This is a genomic window from Paenibacillus daejeonensis DSM 15491, assembly GCF_000378385.1.
Taxonomy (GTDB): Bacteria; Bacillota; Bacilli; order Paenibacillales; family Paenibacillaceae; genus Paenibacillus_D; species Paenibacillus_D daejeonensis.
In genome coordinates, this window is the sequence record NZ_KB899661.1 from 510370 (window position 1) to 527089 (window position 16720).

At 50.9% G+C, this 16720-nt stretch carries 16 protein-coding genes; 5 read left to right on the top strand and 11 right to left on the bottom strand.

Annotation, left to right across the window (positions count from 1 at the left end):
• Positions 1 to 48 precede the first annotated feature (48 nt).
• Entirely contained in the window at positions 49 to 3705 is a 3657-nt protein-coding gene (locus F556_RS36270; RefSeq protein ID WP_169447581.1) for an S-layer homology domain-containing protein, read from the bottom strand.
• 559 nt (positions 3706 to 4264) lie between these two features.
• Here F556_RS36270 and F556_RS0113255 point away from each other — a divergent pair.
• Together F556_RS0113255 and F556_RS0113260 are read left to right on the top strand one after the other, a co-directional pair.
• The gene (locus tag F556_RS0113255; protein WP_026297273.1) at positions 4265 to 5107 is read left to right on the top strand and encodes a sialate O-acetylesterase; all 843 of its coding nucleotides are present in this window, start codon (positions 4265 to 4267) and stop codon (positions 5105 to 5107) included.
• On the top strand, positions 5104 to 5652 hold the full coding sequence (locus F556_RS0113260) for a PadR family transcriptional regulator (RefSeq protein WP_020617449.1): 549 nt from the start codon (positions 5104 to 5106) through the stop codon (positions 5650 to 5652). Before F556_RS0113255 ends, F556_RS0113260 begins: the two co-directional genes overlap by 4 nt.
• Before the next feature lie 39 nt (positions 5653 to 5691).
• On the opposite strand, the gene F556_RS0113265 is transcribed toward F556_RS0113260, so the two are convergent.
• Positions 5692 to 6084: a RidA family protein gene (locus tag F556_RS0113265; protein WP_020617450.1), complete on the bottom strand. Its 393-nt coding sequence runs from the start codon at positions 6082 to 6084 to the stop codon at positions 5692 to 5694.
• Positions 6085 to 6188: 104 nt separating this feature from the next.
• Here F556_RS0113265 and F556_RS0113270 point away from each other — a divergent pair, with 104 nt between their 5' ends.
• The gene (locus tag F556_RS0113270) at positions 6189 to 6551 is read left to right on the top strand and encodes a winged helix-turn-helix transcriptional regulator (RefSeq protein ID WP_020617451.1); all 363 of its coding nucleotides are present in this window, start codon (positions 6189 to 6191) and stop codon (positions 6549 to 6551) included.
• A 68-nt stretch (positions 6552 to 6619) separates the two neighbouring features.
• On the opposite strand, the gene F556_RS0113275 is transcribed toward F556_RS0113270, so the two are convergent.
• The 5 genes from F556_RS0113275 to rlmH all read right to left on the bottom strand — a co-directional run bounded on the left by F556_RS0113275 (position 6620) and on the right by rlmH (position 11791).
• Positions 6620 to 8236 (bottom strand): xylulokinase, encoded by a 1617-nt coding sequence (locus tag F556_RS0113275; protein WP_020617452.1) that lies wholly within the window; start codon positions 8234 to 8236, stop codon positions 6620 to 6622.
• A gap of 257 nt (positions 8237 to 8493) precedes the next feature.
• Positions 8494 to 9264: an SDR family oxidoreductase gene (locus tag F556_RS0113280; RefSeq protein WP_020617453.1), complete on the bottom strand. Its 771-nt coding sequence runs from the start codon at positions 9262 to 9264 to the stop codon at positions 8494 to 8496.
• 62 nt (positions 9265 to 9326) lie between these two features.
• Complete coding sequence (locus tag F556_RS33950) at positions 9327 to 10178, bottom strand: MerR family transcriptional regulator (RefSeq protein WP_020617454.1); 852 nt, start codon at positions 10176 to 10178, stop codon at positions 9327 to 9329.
• A gap of 194 nt (positions 10179 to 10372) precedes the next feature.
• Positions 10373 to 11182, bottom strand: coding sequence for an AraC family transcriptional regulator (locus F556_RS33955; protein WP_245583058.1), 810 nt, complete (start codon positions 11180 to 11182; stop codon positions 10373 to 10375).
• A 129-nt stretch (positions 11183 to 11311) separates the two neighbouring features.
• Positions 11312 to 11791, bottom strand: coding sequence for a 23S rRNA (pseudouridine(1915)-N(3))-methyltransferase RlmH (gene rlmH / locus F556_RS0113295; protein WP_020617456.1), 480 nt, complete (start codon positions 11789 to 11791; stop codon positions 11312 to 11314).
• A gap of 386 nt (positions 11792 to 12177) precedes the next feature.
• Between rlmH and F556_RS37755 the strand changes: the two genes are divergently transcribed.
• Positions 12178 to 12372 carry a hypothetical protein gene (locus F556_RS37755; protein ID WP_157272736.1) on the top strand — a complete coding sequence of 65 codons (195 nt, stop codon included), beginning with the start codon at positions 12178 to 12180 and terminating at the stop codon, positions 12370 to 12372.
• 371 nt (positions 12373 to 12743) lie between these two features.
• On the opposite strand, the gene F556_RS36890 is transcribed toward F556_RS37755, so the two are convergent.
• On the bottom strand, positions 12744 to 12911 hold the full coding sequence (locus F556_RS36890) for a CxxH/CxxC protein (protein ID WP_020617457.1): 168 nt from the start codon (positions 12909 to 12911) through the stop codon (positions 12744 to 12746).
• A gap of 120 nt (positions 12912 to 13031) precedes the next feature.
• Positions 13032 to 14351: a S1C family serine protease gene (locus F556_RS0113305; protein ID WP_020617458.1), complete on the bottom strand. Its 1320-nt coding sequence runs from the start codon at positions 14349 to 14351 to the stop codon at positions 13032 to 13034.
• A gap of 129 nt (positions 14352 to 14480) precedes the next feature.
• On the opposite strand from F556_RS0113305, the gene F556_RS0113310 reads away from it, so the two are divergent.
• A complete protein-coding gene (locus F556_RS0113310; protein WP_026297275.1) occupies positions 14481 to 14726 on the top strand; it encodes a hypothetical protein in 246 nt (81 codons plus the stop codon).
• Here F556_RS0113310 and F556_RS0113315 read toward each other — a convergent pair.
• On the bottom strand, positions 14684 to 15502 hold the full coding sequence (locus F556_RS0113315; RefSeq protein ID WP_020617460.1) for an MBL fold metallo-hydrolase: 819 nt from the start codon (positions 15500 to 15502) through the stop codon (positions 14684 to 14686). The two genes, F556_RS0113310 and F556_RS0113315, sit on opposite strands and share 43 nt — an antisense overlap.
• Positions 15503 to 15596: 94 nt before the next feature.
• On the bottom strand, positions 15597 to 16346 hold the full coding sequence (gene yycI, locus F556_RS0113320; protein WP_020617461.1) for a two-component system regulatory protein YycI: 750 nt from the start codon (positions 16344 to 16346) through the stop codon (positions 15597 to 15599).
• Positions 16347 to 16720: the final 374 nt, after the last annotated feature.

Consider the following 16720-nt stretch of genomic DNA (forward strand, 5'->3'; position numbering starts at 1 on the left):
AACAGGGCCGCTTGGAGTTTGACTCCATGCAGCCCTGTTTTTGTTACGTTACTTGACCTTTTGCGCCAGCATGTTCAGGATTATCGTTACAGCCTCTGCTCTTGTCGCATGGTCTCCCGGAGCGAAGCGGCTCGCTCCCTTGCCTTCGATGATACCCAGCTTGTGCATGGCCGCCACTGCGCCTGTTGCCCAGGCCGGAATATCCTTGTCATCCGTGAAGCTGGTTGCCGTCGTCGCTTGCGCGGACTGTCCCAGCGCATTCGAGATTAATACCGCCATCTCGGCACGTGTAATGTGGGCATTCGGACGGAAGGTGCCGTCTTCATATCCACGAATGATGCCAGCTTGCGCGGCTTGCGCTACTGCCTTCTGCGCCCAGACGCCGATCTGCTCCTTGTCGGCGAATGTAAGCGCGGTGCCGTCTTGTTCCGGCTTCAACGCATTCATCAGCATGACCGCGAACTCCGCACGCGTTACCGTTGCGTTCGGCTTGAACGTGCCGTCCGGATAACCGCTGACGATGTGCAGGCTTACCGCTTGCTTCATATTCATCTCTGCCCAGTGTCCCGAGATATCGCTGAGTCGAATGCTTGGCGTCTCGGGCTCCGTTACATCTACTTCTTCGCCTACGGCGAAAACCGCAAATTTCGCAAAGTAATCCACCGATACAACAATCGTATTGCCACTCACCACGCCTCCGAGCTCTACCCACGTCTTCTCGACTTCATTATAGAAGAAGACAGAAGGAGTCTGACCATCCTTCAGGCTGTCCGGATCGAAGGTAAAGGTAAGCGTAACGTCCTTATTGAAGTTTTCCGTGACGTTTTTCAGAATTTCATAGATTGGGGTGACCAATACATCTTGGCTGGTGAGCAGCTTCTCTGTATCCGCCGCGACTTCCATCGTGATCTTCAGTTCTTGGCGGGCAGCGCCGGCAGGAACGACAATCTTGACCTTCCCGTCCAAGCTGACCTCGCCCGACTTGCCGACGGGAAGCGTCAGCTTGCCATTCGACGAGGTGACTTTGTCGCTGGAAGGCGTCCATCCGCTAGAAGTCGTCGATCCATTGCCCGGTATATTCACGACTTTCCACTTCGCATACAACGTTACATTCGCCGTTCCCATCGTGAACGTATCGCCTGCGGCATAATTCGTTCCGTTGCCGTCAGCCTGCGTGTTCCAGCCCGCGAACGTGTAGCCGGACTTCGACAGGTTCCCCGTGTTGCCATGTACAGTTGCCGTTGCGCCCTGCGAGTAGGAGCCGCTATCCGCAGGCACGCTGCCGCTGTCGCTGCCATTCCCGTCGTACTTCACGAACTTGTGGATCGTCCGCAGATACGGATATCCGTTGTTGCGCGATGCGTCGATCCCCCAGATGCCCGCGAAGTCCCAGCTCGGATCTGCATAGGTGCTTGGCATCTTCATCTCCTGAGTCGATTTGCCTTCGCCTTTGTCTGTATCCGATTGACGAGTGGTCTCCATATCATAGAAGCTGTGGCTGATCGTTCCGTAATTTTCGGCTACCAAGCCCCCAACATCGAAGTTTCCTGTTACGCTGCCTGCGGCATAGCTGTTGAAGATGGTTCCTCCATCGTTCTCACCTGTCAAGCCGCCTACTAGCGATTCTCCCGTTATACTTCCCTTGGTATAGCTATTGCCGATCGTTCCATCGTTTCGGCCTGTCAGGCCGCCAACTACCTCACTTCCTGTTACACTTCCCGTGGTATAGCTATTGCTGATCGTTCCATCGTTTCGGCCTGTCAGACCGCCAACTAGCGCTGTTCCCGTTACACTTCCTGCGACATAGCTATTGTCGATCGTGCCCTCATTTCTGGCTACCAGCCCCCCTGTATAATAACCTTCCCCTATTACGCTTCCCGTGGAGTAGCTGTTATCGATTGCTCCGTTATTCATACCTGCCAGAGCACCAACAGAGAAGTAACCCTTGACATATACATCTTCCAGCTTCATACCGGTCACCCGGGCATGCTGCCCTAGGGAACCAAAGAGCCCCAAGAAATTATCGGATCCATTAATCAAGAGGCTTGTGACCTTGTGTCCGTTGCCATCCATGTGACCCTGGAATGGATGATCAAGGTTCCCAATGGGCGTCCAGCCTTCTCCAGTCTGGTATTCGCTCAGATCAATATCTGCCGTAAGCTTGAAATACAAGCCGGTGTCCAGATAGCTTCTGACCCTATCTAATTGTTTAGGGGTTGCAATCTGATAAGGATCGCTCTCTATTCCCGTTCCGCTAAACACAGACCCTGCCGGTACAGCTGTCCACTTCGCATACAAGGTTACATTCGCCGTTCCCATCATGAATGTATCGCCTGCGGCATAGTTCGTACCGTTGCCGTCGGCCTGCGTGTTCCAGCCCGCGAACGTGTAGCCCGTCTTGCCGAAAGGCTCTTCAGGACGAAGTACGTTGACCGTTTCTCCCAGCCAGTAGAGGGTGCTGTCCGTCGGTACCATTCCGCTGTCGCTGCCATTCCCGTCGTACGATACAATCTTTTGGATCGCTCCCAGATAAGGGTATCCATGATTAAGCGAGGCGTCGATCCCCCAGATGCTCGTAAAGTCCCAACCTGCATCCGTATAGGTGCCTTCCGTCTTCATTTCACTAGTCGATTTTCCGTCGCCTTTGCCCGTATCCGATTGGTTGGATGTATCCAAGTCATAGAAGCTTTGGCCGACGGTGCTCTGATTCAGACCGATCAAGCCGCCTACATCCTCTTCTCCTGATACCCTCCCCGTGGCGTAGCTATAGGTAACCGTTCCTGCATTTATGCCCACCAAACCGCCTACCATACTGCCTCCTGTTACGCTTCCCGTGGTATAACTGTTGCTAATCCCACCCCCCCAATTTTCGCCTACCAAGCCGCCAATACGAGCATTGCTTCCTGTTACGCTTCCCGTGTTATAGCTGCTGTCAATTGATCCTGCATTGTATCCAATCAGTCCGCCTACTAAGCTGCCTCCTGTTACGTTTCCCGTGGTATAGCTGTTATTAATCGCTCCCTCATTGTATCCAATTAGTCCGCCTGCACTCTCGTCTCCTGTTATAGTTCCCGCGACGGAACTGTCGCTGATCGTTCCTCCGTTGTAACCTGCCAAGCCGCCAACAGCGAAGCCCCCCTTAATATCCACATCTTCCAGTTTCATATTTGTAATGTCGGAATTATATATAACACCAAATAACCCCAAGTAATAATCTGTTGGTCGATTTATCGAGAGATTGGTGATCTTGTATCCGTTGCCGTCCATGCTGCCCTCGAAATAACGATTCGTATCCCCAATCGGCGTCCAACCTGCTCCCGACTGATAATCGCTCAAGTCAATATCAGCCGTTAATTGGAAGTATACACCTTCTCCGAAATAGTTTCTGACCATGTCGAGTTGGCCGGGTGTCGCCACTTGATAAGGATCGCTCTCCACACCCGTTCCGTCATACACAGACTCAACCGGCAACCCCGTCGGTATCCACTCCGCATACAACCTTACCATTGCCGTCCTTATAGAGAAGATTTCGCCTACATCATAATGAGTCCCCGTTCCATCCGCTTTCGTATTCCAGCCATCGAAGGTATAGCCTGCTCTCGTCCGCTCCTCGATGTCCAGAACCGTAACCGGATCTCCCACTTCATAGGTATGACTGTCGATCGGATCGTTCCCGTACACCAGACCATTCCTGTCGTACTGCACGCCCCCTTGAGCCACGTAACATGCTTTCGGTGTACTATAAGCGGGATCAGTACCGATAGAAATGACTTCACACCAAACGCCTTCGGTACGAGTAACAGAAGCATAGGATCCATTCGCGCCGAAATACACGTCTTGCGTCCCCGGGAAGGAGCATAATTTATTCTCATCCGCACACTTGAACATTTGGCTGATGTCCTTGGGAAGGTCAGCGGCTGATACCCGCAGAGGGAACGACATGGAGGACCACATCACCAATACCAAGAGTAGAATTAAAAAACCCTTTTTAAGAAACTTCTGATTGTTACCTATAACCATAAACCAGCCTCACTCCTCTTTTTCATTCTGATGCGTTTTCGCCAATTATCGACACTATGCCTTACTATAAGGCGATATTCGCAAAATAAACATCACCCATTCGGGTAGGATTCAGAGAAAGGTGAGGTGAACCTATGGAGCCTAGTGTCTATCCTTTTAATAGAATTGACTATAGTCTAATTAGACTATATAATACTTCTAGTCCAATTAGACTATGGTTGTTGTATGAAGGAGTGAAGATGAAATGATAAAATCATTTTTAATGTTAGGTCAGTCTAATATGGCAGGCCGTGGATTCCTGCATGAAGTCGAACCTATCTATCATGAAAAAATAAAAATGCTGCGGAATGGACAGTGGCAGATGATGACAGAGCCGATTAATTATGACCGTCCGGTCTCCGGTATAAGCTTGGCGGCGTCGTTCGCCGATGCCTGGTCGAAAGCCAATCCTGATGAAGAAATTGGGTTGATTCCTTGTGCAGAAGGTGGCAGTTCCCTGAATGACTGGCATCCGGAAGGCATCCTTTTTCAGCATGCTTTGTCCGAAGCTCGCTTCGCTTTGCGGTCCAGTCAAATCTGCGGAATCCTGTGGCACCAGGGTGAGAGCGACAGTTATCGTTCGCTACATGAAACGTATTACGAGAAATTAACCCTTATCATCGAGACCCTAAGAAACGAATTGAATCTTGATGAGGTGCCGTTGATCATTGGCGGACTTGGTGATTTCCTTGGGAAGACCGGTTTTGGACAGAACGCGACCGAGTATCGACAGGTCAATGGACAATTGCAGACATTCGCTAACAATCAGCCAAATTGTTATTTTGTAACAGCGGCGGAGTTGACCGCAAATCCTGATGGCATTCATGTAGACGCAGTTTCGCAACGCAAATTCGGCTACCGCTATTTCGAAGCCTTTTCGAGAAAGTGCCATGTCCTGGAGCCTATCCCAGGGGAGGAGCAATCGCTGAAAGTGGAGCGAAATTATTCGAAAACAGAACAGATTTACCTTCATAGCCTGGATTTGGCTTCAGGTAAACTCACGTACGCAGAATTCGAGGCGCAGATGGCGAAGGTGATGCAGCCGTGATCCCCTTACTGATCCTTGGCTTACTTATCCAAAACCCCGGCGCTCACGGCTATGAACTATTGGCCTTCATGGAAAAACGCCATTACAAATACATTGTCAACTTCACGAAAGGCTCCTTTTATTACAATCTGCAGCAACTTGAAGAAAAAGGTTGGATTGAACAGATTCCGCAGCATCCTTCAACCAGTGGGCGCGACATTCGGAATTTTAAAATCACCGAATCGGGGATGGCTGAATTCGAAAAATTAATGGTCGAGTATGGTACCAAATCGGAATATGTGAACCTGCAATTTTATGGGGCACTGCTCTTTGCCGATGAATACGACAAAAACAAATTGCTGCAACTGATCCAGTCGCAACTAGACCAGACTAAAACCCGAATCGCCCTCCTGGATGAGTACCTGTCCAACACACAGGAACTTCCCGGTACAATCGATTACTACCGCCGCATGAACGAAAATTCCCGTTCCCATCACTTGGTTAATCTAGCATGGTTTGAACAATTGAAAGCAGACATAGAGGGCTCTGTTGCAGGAGGTATCTAGACTGAGAATTATCAAAACAGAGCCGGCATTGTCCTTGGGTTATGACGTATGGGCGACAGCGCTTATTTCAATGAGTTGCTCAGGAAACGCTAGCTCTGACACGCCAATGAGGCTGCCGGCAGGACGGTGCTCCCCCATATATTCTCTAAACAACCGGATGCAAGGCTCAAAATACCCCTTCACGTCTGTCAGGTACACCTCTACATACGCAAGGTTTGATTTGGTGACGCCGAACCCCGCAAGTACACGATCTAGGTTCTCAAGCGTCTGCCTGGTCTGCGCCTCAATGTCCCCTGCACCAACGAATGTGCTCTCCATATCGTGGGAAAACTGACCTGAGACATAGATCATGCCGTTAAATGAATACCCCTGGGATATGCCGCTCGCTTCCTCCCATGCCACACCGTGATTAAACGTTCGTGCTATTTTCATTTGTGTTCTCCTTTCGTTCGAAGTATGGTTAGTATAAGATGAAGGCAATCAAAAAAATAGTACGCACTTTTAGGATAGGTACTAGCAGAAAGGATAGTGTCAGCATGGGTATGTCTGAATATAGGGGCAAAGTGAAGCGTCTCCAAGACACTCCCTTTGGATATACACTGTCGGTCATTGGCGGCAAATGGAAGATGGTCATCATCTACCTGCTAGCGGAGAACGAGCCGGTTCGCTTTAACGATCTGAAGAGGCAAATCGGGGCGATCACGTACAAGACATTGAGTTCACAGCTTAAGGAGCTGGAGCAGGATGGAATGGTGGATCGGAAAGAATACCCCCAAGTCCCTCCAAAGGTTGAGTACCGCCTTACAGACAAAGCGAAAACCCTGCTCCCCATTCTTGAGGGGCTATGTGAGTGGGGAGCCGTCCACCGTTCCCCCAATATCGATGAGGAAGACAGATGACAAGCAACTCTTCTAGATGGATAAGAAACGCGCCAAACCACTTATGGTTCTAGCGCGTTTTGTTAATTTTATTCGAAGACTTTAGAGACCACAAAATGATCTACCGCTGCCTGCTCAATTGCCAGTCCTTCCGTGTAACGTCTCATAAACAAGGCAAAGCCCTGCACATCTGCACTATCTGGATCAACCTCTTGTCCTTCACCATTGTTGAATACTTTAGTGGCAAGGTAATCAGGCAACCCCTCGTCCTGCTCCTTATGAAGCATATAGGATGCCAGAATTGCCATGCCCCACGCGCCACCTTCCCCAGCTGTTGACCTGACCGACACAGGGACATTCAGTGCTGCGGCACACATTTTTTGACCGACTAACGGCGTTTTGAACAATCCACCATGCGCCACAATACGGTCAATCTTTATCTGCTCCTTCTGTGTCAACGTATCCATCCCGAGCCTTAGTGCAGCAAACGCGGTAAACAGTTGGACTCTCATAAAGTTAGCCAGATTGAAGTGGCTTTGTGGAGAACGAACGAATAGCGGACGGCCTTGTGCAAACCCGGTAATGTTCTCACCTGAATAGTAGCCGTAGCTCAACAAGCCACCGCCATCCGCGTCTGCTTCCAGCGCTTTGTTGAACAGGACGCTGAATAACTCATTCCGATCGATTTTCAACCCCAATGCTTCATAGCATTCACCGAACAAGCCGAGCCAAGCATTAATCTCGCTGGAGCAGTTGTTGGCTAGAACCATGGCGACAGGGCAGCCATCAGGTGTAGTTACGATGTCAATGTCCGGATACACCGTGGATAAATCCTTCTCCAGTACAATCATGACAAACACCGACGTACCTGCGGAAATGTTCCCGGTACGCTTTTTGACGCTATTCGTAGCGACCATGCCCGTTCCGGCATCTCCCTCTGGAGGACATAGCGGAATACCTGCTTGCAGGTTACCTGATGGATCTAATAATCGAGCACCAGCTTCATGGAGATAGCCAACATGATTACCTGCAGGATAAAATTTAGGTAAAATATCTTTAAGACTCCACGGGTAGTCTTTATCGGCAATTAAATCAGCAAACTGCTTCAACATCGTTTCATTATATTGCTGTGCAGACTCATCGATTGGGAAAATACCCGAGGCATCCCCGATACCCAGAACCTTGTTGCCAGTCAACAGCCAGTGAATATAACCCGACAAAGTCGTCATATAATCGATGTGATGGACATGTTCTTCATCGTTCAAAATCGCTTGATACAAATGTGCGATACTCCAGCGTTGAGGAATTTTGAATTGGAATTTCTCGGTTAGCTCCAATGCGGCTGTACCCGTTGTGGCATTACGCCATGTTCGAAACGGAACCAGCAGCTCCCCTGCTTGATCAAGTACAATATAGCCCTGCATCATGGCAGAACATCCAATGGATCCGATTGTTTGCAGGGTTACGCCATAATGATTCTCAACCTCTTGCTTTAATTGATGATAGGTTTCTTGCAGCCCGTTTATAATTTCATTCAGATGGTACGTCCAATAACCATCAATCAATTGATTTTCCCATTCATAGCTACTGGAACAGATGGTTTCACAATTGTGATTCATCAGCACAGCCTTGATGCGTGTAGAACCAAATTCGATACCAAGCGAGGTTTCTCCCCTGATTATCGCTTGTTTCATATTTTGATCCATGACGGCATTGCTCCTCCCTCCATTTGAAGATAGAACCGGGTATAACACTAGGGTCTCGAGTTGTGTTAATGTAAACGTTTACCAATATAATAGCAGTTGAAACTTAGTTTGTCTAGTAAACAAACTAAGTGGATAAACCACCATTGCTTCCACTATTCCCATGGTTCAACTCGCTGTCTGTAACGAACAAGTTTAAGGCCATCCTAAGCGGATGGCCTTAAACTTGTTACCTATACACACTACTAGGCCCACCTATCTTACAGATGCGATCCACCGGTCGCATCAATCATCTGTCCCGTTACCCATCGACCATCCGGCGAAGCCGTGAAGGCGACGATGTCCGCGATATCAGAAGGCTTGCCGACGCGTCCAAGCGCTGACATCTCTTCGGCCATTTTACGACCATCAGTGGTATGCAGCCACGACGCATTGACTTCGGTATCGATGATACCTGGCATAACAGCGTTCACGGTAATACCTCTCGGACCTAGAAGCTGGGCCAGGTGTAAGGTGAATGTATTGAGGGTACCTTTGGTTAGATTGTAGGCCATGATATGCGGATAGGCAATTCGTGTCACCCCGGATGAGATATTGATGATGCGGCCTCCATCCCGAAGTCGCCCAAGCGATTGCTGGACGAGGAAGAATGGCGCCTTGACGTTGATCGCGAACAGCCGATCGAATTCCTCTTCGCTTGTTTCTTCTAATGACGACGATGTACCAATTCCAGCATTGTTGACCAAGATATCGAATTGGTTAGCTCCAGTCTTGCGGATAAGTTCCTCATCCAGGCTCTGAAGGAGCAGCTCAACTCCGTCCAGGGAATCCAGCTCGGCGCCAATGGCGAAAGCTTTACCACCTGCTGCTTCTATCGCGGAGACCGTCTCTACAGCCGCATCAATCCGTGTGCCATAATGTACGGCCACAAGCGCACCTTCAGCAGCAAGACGTCGCGCAATCCCTCTCCCGATTCCTCGGCTGGCTCCAGTAACGACTGCGATTTGACCTTTCAATCGTTTCAAATTCATTTGCAAATCCTCTCCTTGTCATATGGTCGATACCATAATAAACCCTCCCCAAGAGGGGAGAGTCAAGGAGTGGATTCTAACCCTCTTTCTAAGATTCGTTCGACCGGTATGATTGCCTCTGCCACTCTCAGATGGCCGTAGATATCTTTGTCCGGCGTCAGATAAACCTCTCGGACCGGGATCGTCTCGAGTGGCCGGTAGCCCTTGTCAACGATCCATGCCCGTATCGTCTCGCTCGCGTTACAATTGTCTTTATAGGGGTCGCAGTGATGGGTATAAGAGACAGCTTCCTTCACATTGGGTAATTGATGAATTTTCACCCTGTGGCTAATAGGGATTGGACTTGAGACGGGAATAGCGACCTCGATATCCGAAGGCTCCTCGTTGCTATCAGCCTTCCTGTGCCAGACGATTGTCATCTCACGGTCTGTCTCTTCACCCTGTGAGCGGACATACTGCTTCAGTTCATCGAGCAGCAGACACAGTTGGCTTTTCGGCACAGTTTCACGGACGTATGCGACTAAAACCGGCTCCACGCTTCGGAGCAAGAACTTCCCTTCCTCTGCAACCGCCTCATGGTGTTCGATCCGTTCGAGTCGCTCATCGACCTCTAGTAGTTGCCGCTGAGCCTCTTGTATCTGTCGTTCCAATTCCTCCCGCTTCTCAAGCAATGTGTACTCCGCTTGCGCTAGAGAGGCTCCTCCTATCAAAAGTGGTCTTATCATCTCAAGGGTCAAGCCCTGTTCTTTGAAACCAGCGATACGACGGATGGTTAGCAGTTGCTCTGCTGAATACAAACGATATCCTGACTCTTCGTCCACTTGTGCAGGCTTTAACAGTCCGATTTCATCGTAGTGGCGCAGCGTCTTCACTGTCACGCCGCTCAGTTTGGCAAACGCCCCTATCTTGAACATCCAGACAACCCCTTTTCGGATTTCAGCATGACACTGGCCCTATTAGTTGGTATAATATCAATATGCAGCAACTTTTCCAATTGTTGAAAAGTTTCTATGCACGTTCTATTACGAAGCGAAGAACCCAATGAAGATGAGCTAACGATAGCGATTAAGTTAAGAAAAGGCCCCATAGTTGAGGCCAAATGGTGAAATTATTCCTTTCTTCTAACTGGAATCCATACTTCACACACGGATTCGTTCTGGCTTTTATCCACCCAGTAGTATTTCTCCATACATGGTCCTTCCACTTGTTCAAAGTTTGAAGATGGAAACCACTCCGAATAAATACGTCTCCAGACATCTTGAATATCTAGCCCGTCGATCACCACATAGGTTTGAATTGGAATATGAAGGATCGTCAGCTCCTCTACGGCTTCCATTCCTTCCGGAAGCTCGGCCCCCATTAAATACTTCCTAGTTCCATCCTCACTAAAATCGAAGTGATAGCCACTTAATAGAGTTCCTACAGGCCGGCCAATTGCTTCGTTAATCCGATCATGCGTGCCATTCGTCCAAATCTCCTCTACAAAAGCCGGTATCTCCGTGAAGGGGTCTTTACGAATGACAACGTCCTTTCCGATAATTGTTGAATCCTTCTCCTCTACAATCCGATAGTTCATTTCTGTTTCTCCTTTGATCTGAATTTGAAAGGAGATTTGAGGGAACGCTTTGAGCTTGACATTCCTTTTCTTTGCCGCCAGCGGAGTTACGCCATGTATGCGTTGGAATGCTTTAGCGAATGCCTCCGGACTCTCATAACCATATTTCAATGCAATATCGATGACCTTAACATCCGTTCCTACCAGTTCTTGCGCCGCAAGCGTAAGCCTACGGTTGCGAACATATTCAGATACCGTAAAACCCGTCAAGGAATGGAACATTCGCTGAAAATGGTACTTCGATGACATCGCGGCTCTAGCGATATCTTCAATTCCAATGTTCGTGTGCAGATGCTCTTCCACGTAATCTATCGCTTGCCGAATTAATCGAAGTGACTCCACTCATTCTCATCTCCTTTCTGTTTCAGTTTAGAAGAAGTATTGAATAACTTCATGTTTGAAAGTGCTCTATTTTGTCTGATGAACTTGCCGCTACTTATGATAAGGCTCCCCCCGATTAATCTTCACCGCCCGATACACCTGCTCCACCAGCATTAGCCGCATGAGTTGATGCGGGTACGTCATCCGTCCAAAGCTCAACTGCTGCTGTGCACGCGCTAGGACCGCTTGGGACAGCCCGTTGCTTCCCCCAATGACAAACACGACATGACTGCGCCCGTAGGTGGCCAGCTTGTCCATTTGGGAGGCCAGCTCTTCTGACGACCAGAGTGCCCCGCCGATAGCCAATGCGATAACGTGCGCATCTGGTTTGATCTGTGCAAGGATACGCTCACCTTCCTTCTGACGCACTTGGTCTTCCTCCGCCGCGCTCATCGTCTCGGGGGCTTTTTCGTCTGCTACCTCTGTAAGCTGCAGCTTCACATAAGGCCCCAATCGCTTGGCATACTCCGCAATGCCTTGCACCCAATACTTCTCCTTGAGCTTCCCAACCGCCACGATCTGTATGTTCATTTGATTCTGCCCTTCCCTTCTTCTATCTATATATGTAAATGATGTGATGGTCCCACAGTGGTCAATGGCTGAAGAGGGTAGGAAGGCCCTGGAGAAGCGGAGCGCTCGCCTTTGTCCACGGATTTCCCCCTATGCAGGGGTTATCAATCAAGAAATCCGGGGACAACAGCGATCGTAAGGGCCTCCTACCCGCGTAAGCCCCTGAGCACGCACATCCGTCCATTATTTACATCCCCCCACTCCAACCAAAACCATAACCCGCCCCAACTCGACGTGAATCTTAAGCTTTTCTAACCGAAAAAACCGTTTACACTTCTGGTTAGCGGTTAAATAGATGTCAGGCAAGCAAATTCCAAAACGCGAAAGCGCGAAAGGGGAAGTTGAAAATGAAAACACGTAAAAAGTGGGTAACGATGTTGCTGACGTCTATTATGAGTGTAGGTCTGGTATTCGGAGCTGCAGCTTGCGGTGACGCAGGTAACGGTACGAATAATACCATGACGGATCCGGGTACGACACCTCCACCAGCTGAAGATCCAATGACTCCAGCTCCAGATGACACTGCCCCAATGGCACCTTAATGCAGAGATTGCATAGAGGGCTCACGTTAGCAGAACAGGTAACGCCTGTCCCGCCATGGAGGCTCGGTTAGATGAGGCACGTCCGTCAGCGCAAGCTATCGGTTCGTTGCTACCCCTCTAACGCCGAACCCCCCGCGTCACCTACGCATCATGCGTAGGGACGCGAGGGGTTTTGTGCGTGCCTTCATTTAAATTTACTACCCACTATAGCTTGGTGAAGAAGCCGCAGGGGGAGGGTTGAAGCTGGAGAAGCGAAGCGTTCGCCTTTGTCCCCAAATTTCATCCCCTGAAGGGTTTACACCATCATGAAATTTGGGGACAACAGCGATCGGAAGATCAACCCTTCCACGGAGGTCTCTCACTCAAAACCCCTATACGATCAAGTAGGAGGCTGGCTCCTCACACAGCTCACACTTCAGCGGCGGATCCCAATTGGCGAAGCGCGTCTCGCGCAGGTCGACCACGTCCGGGGCATCCTCGTATTCATCCACAAACTTATCAATCGACAATTCGATATGTTCCTTGCATACACAATACATCGTTTACCCCTACACTCCATCTCTATGGCCCGCTGCTGCGGACAGAGCCAAGGGCGCCTTTCAGCCGATTTGGCCGTCTGCGCCCTCTCCCTGCCAGCTAACCGCCTTGGGCTGCTAGTCTTATTGATCCTCTTCGTTAACCTCCACCAGCGTCAGCGTGGTGGTCTGTTTCTTGCCTTCCCGGTAAAAGGTCACCTCGACCTTGTCGCCGATCGCCTTCTTCATATACAGGTACTTGCGCAGCTCCATCGTGTTGCCGATGGGGGTGCTGTCGAGCTGGACGATCACGTCGTCGAGCTCCAGCCCTGCTTTCTTGGCTGGCCCGACGGCCTCCAGCACGATGATGCCCCGCTTCACCTCTGCAGGCAGCTGCAGCGTATCCTCTGCCGCAGGGTCTTCGCCCTCTTCCTCCGCCGCACGTTGACGCATGGCTTCCTGCAGATAGTATTGCTCCAGATCGAGTGTGAATACGCCGACATACGGACGCTTCACTTTGCCGTACTCGATCAGGCTCTTCACGACCGGCATGGCCTGGTTAATCGGGATCGCAAAGCCCAGTCCCTCCACGCCGTAGTCCGACACCTTCATACTGTTGATGCCAATCAGGCGCCCGTTGAGGTCGACAAGTGCCCCGCCGCTGTTGCCCTGGTTGATTGAGGCATCGATCTGGATGACCTCCTGCTCCCAGTCATACACACCATCCTGGTTCAGTGAGACCGGGATGATACGGCGCGTCTTGCTGACGATCCCCATCGTCAGGGAGTCACCCAGACCGAGCGGATTCCCGATCGCAATGACCGTCTCACCATCACGAATCTTCGTTGAATCACCGAGCTCGGCAACCACGTCGATCCCCTTGGCATCAATCTCAAGCACAGCCAGATCGGTGATCTGGTCTTTGCCGATGATTTTGGCCTCGCGGATCTCCCCGTTGGTTAGTACCGCCTTGACCGAAACCGCATCCTGAATGACGTGGTAGTTGGTAATGATGCGGGCCTTGCCCTTCACCTTCTCAAAAATAACGCCAGAGCCAAGTCCGGCCTCTTGCAGGGTCGCTTCCTCTTCCGGAAGGAGGCCTTCCTCCTCCTCCCAGAACCCGCCGGGCAAGCCAAAGCTGTCGAGCAGCTGCTCATTAATGATGCTGACCACTGCCGGTCGAATCTTGGCAGACGCTTGAATGGGCCGTTCGTACGGATCCAACGATTGCACCGCACCAGTGGTCGGTTTACTCGGAGACGTCCCCGACCCGGTACCCCAGCCCTGGGTAACCAAGCCAAAGACCAGCACCACTGCCAGCGAACTGATCAGCGAAGAAGCAGCTATGATCTGCAGCGGTGACCACCCGCGGCCCGAGCGCCGGACGCCAAACGACGGCCGGGGCTCGCGGTTGCTTCGCCTGGACACCTTGGTCGAGTAAAAATCGTCATCGAATAAACTCATCAGCTTCCCGCTCCCCTCGATGTCTCAGACATCAAGACAATATAGTTATTAAATCCCCCACTCAGGAATGATCTCTATATCTTTAGACTACACTAGTGATAGAAATGTTACGAAAAAGGAGCTAATCTCATGCAAATGATATCGCGCACGACCTGGGAACAAGTCCAACTCGCCGCCAGCGTCGGTGACCTCAAAGATGATCACTACCAACTCCTGCTCAACGTCAGCGCCATGATGGAGCTGCTCGTAGAGAAGGGTGTCCTCTCCCGTGAGGAGATTCGCCATAAAGCCGCTTTTCTCGATGGAGATGCCAGCGCTGGTGCCGCCGATGCCTATCTCCGCTTCACTTCGTCCCACTCAGTAGACCGGTTATAATACGTATCCTTCAGCGCGAATTCGTCACGCTTGAAGAAGAACCCGTTACTCTCTAATACATTATTCACGGTCAGCTTGGCCAAATCCATCAGATTATGGTCCCGGCTCAGGTGAGCCAGGTACACCCGCTGAGTCCGGTCCGACAGCAGCTCGCACAGCGCTTCGCCAGCCGCTTCATTGGAGAGATGGCCGATGTCGCTGAGTATGCGCCGCTTGATGTTCCATGGGTAACGTCCCACGCGCAGCATGTCCACGTCATGATTGGACTCCAGCACCAGCACGTCCGACTCGATCACCTGCTCCTTGACCTTGTCGCTCATATAACCCAGATCGGTCACAAGGCTGAGCTTGCAGTTATCGCTGTAGAAGCAATAACCGACCGGCTCGGCCGCATCGTGAGAAATCGCGTACGATTGCACCCGCATCCGCCCCAGCATGCCCCCTAATTCTACCGCAGTCCCGGTGCCCATGACAAATCGTTTGTCCGCCTCGATGGCCCCCACATGCTTGTGCATCTCTTCCCACGTCGCCTCATTGGCATAGATGGGCAGCTGATGCTTGCGGGCAAAAGCCCCGAGTCCCTTAATATGATCGGAATGCTCATGCGTAACAAAAATCGCATCGATGTCCTTGCCCTCGACCTCGCGTTCGCGCATCAGTTCCTCGAGCTTCTTGGCGCTCAGCCCGGCGTCGATCAGCACGGTTGCGTCCTCCGACTGCACAATCGTCGCATTCCCCGTCGATCCGCTTGCCAATACTGTAAACCGCAGTCCCATAGCTCCTCTTGCCTTCTTTCTCGTCCCATTGCTGTAGTTGTGAATCTCTATGTCTCTATGTCTTTATGACGTTCTTATGTCTAGTTCGAGCCCGTTACAACCCGTCTAGCGTCACCGTGCTGTTCTCCGTCACGATATCTCCGCTAATCGCATGCACGTAGATTGGCGGTTCCCCTTCGTCCAGCAGCACCCGCCAGAACGGCGCCGACACCTGCGTCTCCGAGTCAAACATCTGACCCTGATACCCCAGCCGAATCTCTTGAATGTTGGAGCCCTCCTGAAGGAAGTTCTCGATCAAACTCTCGACCACCTGCAGGGCGGATAACACTGTCTGCGCCTTGGCCTCACCGGGCTGCACCTGATCCACCATATCCTGGCGATAGGCAATAATCTGCTGATTGCTATAGTAGAGCTCCAGCTTAACGTCGTACATCGGCAGCCCGTCCATCATCCGATACAGAGTGAAAATACCATCGCTGCCTGCCGTCGAATCAATAAACGTATACTGATCGAGATTCGGGATGACATCGCCCAGCCCCCGCAACAAGTCTTTCTCATTATATACGATTGTGCTAGGCACTGGCTCTTCCAGCTCTTGCCGTTCTTCCGGCTGGGAAATAAACCGATAGGTCAGATCCCGCAGCTCCGGCTTCTCCGAAGGGATGCTGCCGCTGAGCCGGATATTCTTCTCCTGCATCGTTCGCAGCGTGGCCTGCGGCAGGTCGGTCAGATCGGCGCTGTTGTTCAGCCGCTCGCGAACCTCCAGCCACAGCTGATAGCCGAGGATGATATTAAGCAGCAGGAAAGAGAAGATGAGTACGCTCTTCGCCCGTCTCCAATCCATCGCTTCCCTGCCTCCTCTCCATTTGGTGGTGCAAAGCCCGCGTGGCGCGGATCGTTCTTCCAATCGCCGGTCGGACACCTACTTGCCGATTCTAACGGCCACCACAGCTGCTATCTGGCTCCAAATCGGTGTTTTGACATTGTAACGGCCATATAGACAGCTATTACACCCAAAAACGCCGATTTCTCTGTGAATTTGTGACAATAGCCGCACCTGTGGCCGTTAGAAACGCTAGCTTCACTAAAACGCCGAAATAAGCGCCTATGTGGCCGTTAGAACAAGTTATAGGGGGAACCATTGGGTCGTCTGACTGTTCCTGATCCCCTGTCCAACCGCTAAGGTAAACTAAAGTCATGTTTTTTCGGTTCTTTACA

Bases quoted from the DNA above. Each gene is read 5' to 3' on its own strand.
- F556_RS0113255 (WP_026297273.1), top strand. From the start codon at position 4,265: ATGATAAAATCATTTTTAATGTTAGGTCAGTCTAATATGGCAGGCCGT.
- F556_RS0113265 (WP_020617450.1), bottom strand. From the start codon at position 6,084: ATGAAAATAGCACGAACGTTTAATCACGGTGTGGCATGGGAGGAAGCG.
- F556_RS0113270 (WP_020617451.1), top strand. From the start codon at position 6,189: ATGGGTATGTCTGAATATAGGGGCAAAGTGAAGCGTCTCCAAGACACT.
- F556_RS0113275 (WP_020617452.1), bottom strand. From the start codon at position 8,236: ATGGATCAAAATATGAAACAAGCGATAATCAGGGGAGAAACCTCGCTT.
- F556_RS0113280 (WP_020617453.1), bottom strand. From the start codon at position 9,264: ATGAATTTGAAACGATTGAAAGGTCAAATCGCAGTCGTTACTGGAGCC.
- F556_RS33950 (WP_020617454.1), bottom strand. From the start codon at position 10,178: ATGTTCAAGATAGGGGCGTTTGCCAAACTGAGCGGCGTGACAGTGAAG.
- rlmH (WP_020617456.1), bottom strand. From the start codon at position 11,791: ATGAACATACAGATCGTGGCGGTTGGGAAGCTCAAGGAGAAGTATTGG.
- F556_RS37755 (WP_157272736.1), top strand. From the start codon at position 12,178: ATGAAAACACGTAAAAAGTGGGTAACGATGTTGCTGACGTCTATTATG.
- F556_RS36890 (WP_020617457.1), bottom strand. From the start codon at position 12,911: ATGTATTGTGTATGCAAGGAACATATCGAATTGTCGATTGATAAGTTT.
- F556_RS0113305 (WP_020617458.1), bottom strand. From the start codon at position 14,351: ATGAGTTTATTCGATGACGATTTTTACTCGACCAAGGTGTCCAGGCGA.
- F556_RS0113310 (WP_026297275.1), top strand. From the start codon at position 14,481: ATGCAAATGATATCGCGCACGACCTGGGAACAAGTCCAACTCGCCGCC.
- F556_RS0113315 (WP_020617460.1), bottom strand. From the start codon at position 15,502: ATGGGACTGCGGTTTACAGTATTGGCAAGCGGATCGACGGGGAATGCG.
- yycI (WP_020617461.1), bottom strand. From the start codon at position 16,346: ATGGATTGGAGACGGGCGAAGAGCGTACTCATCTTCTCTTTCCTGCTG.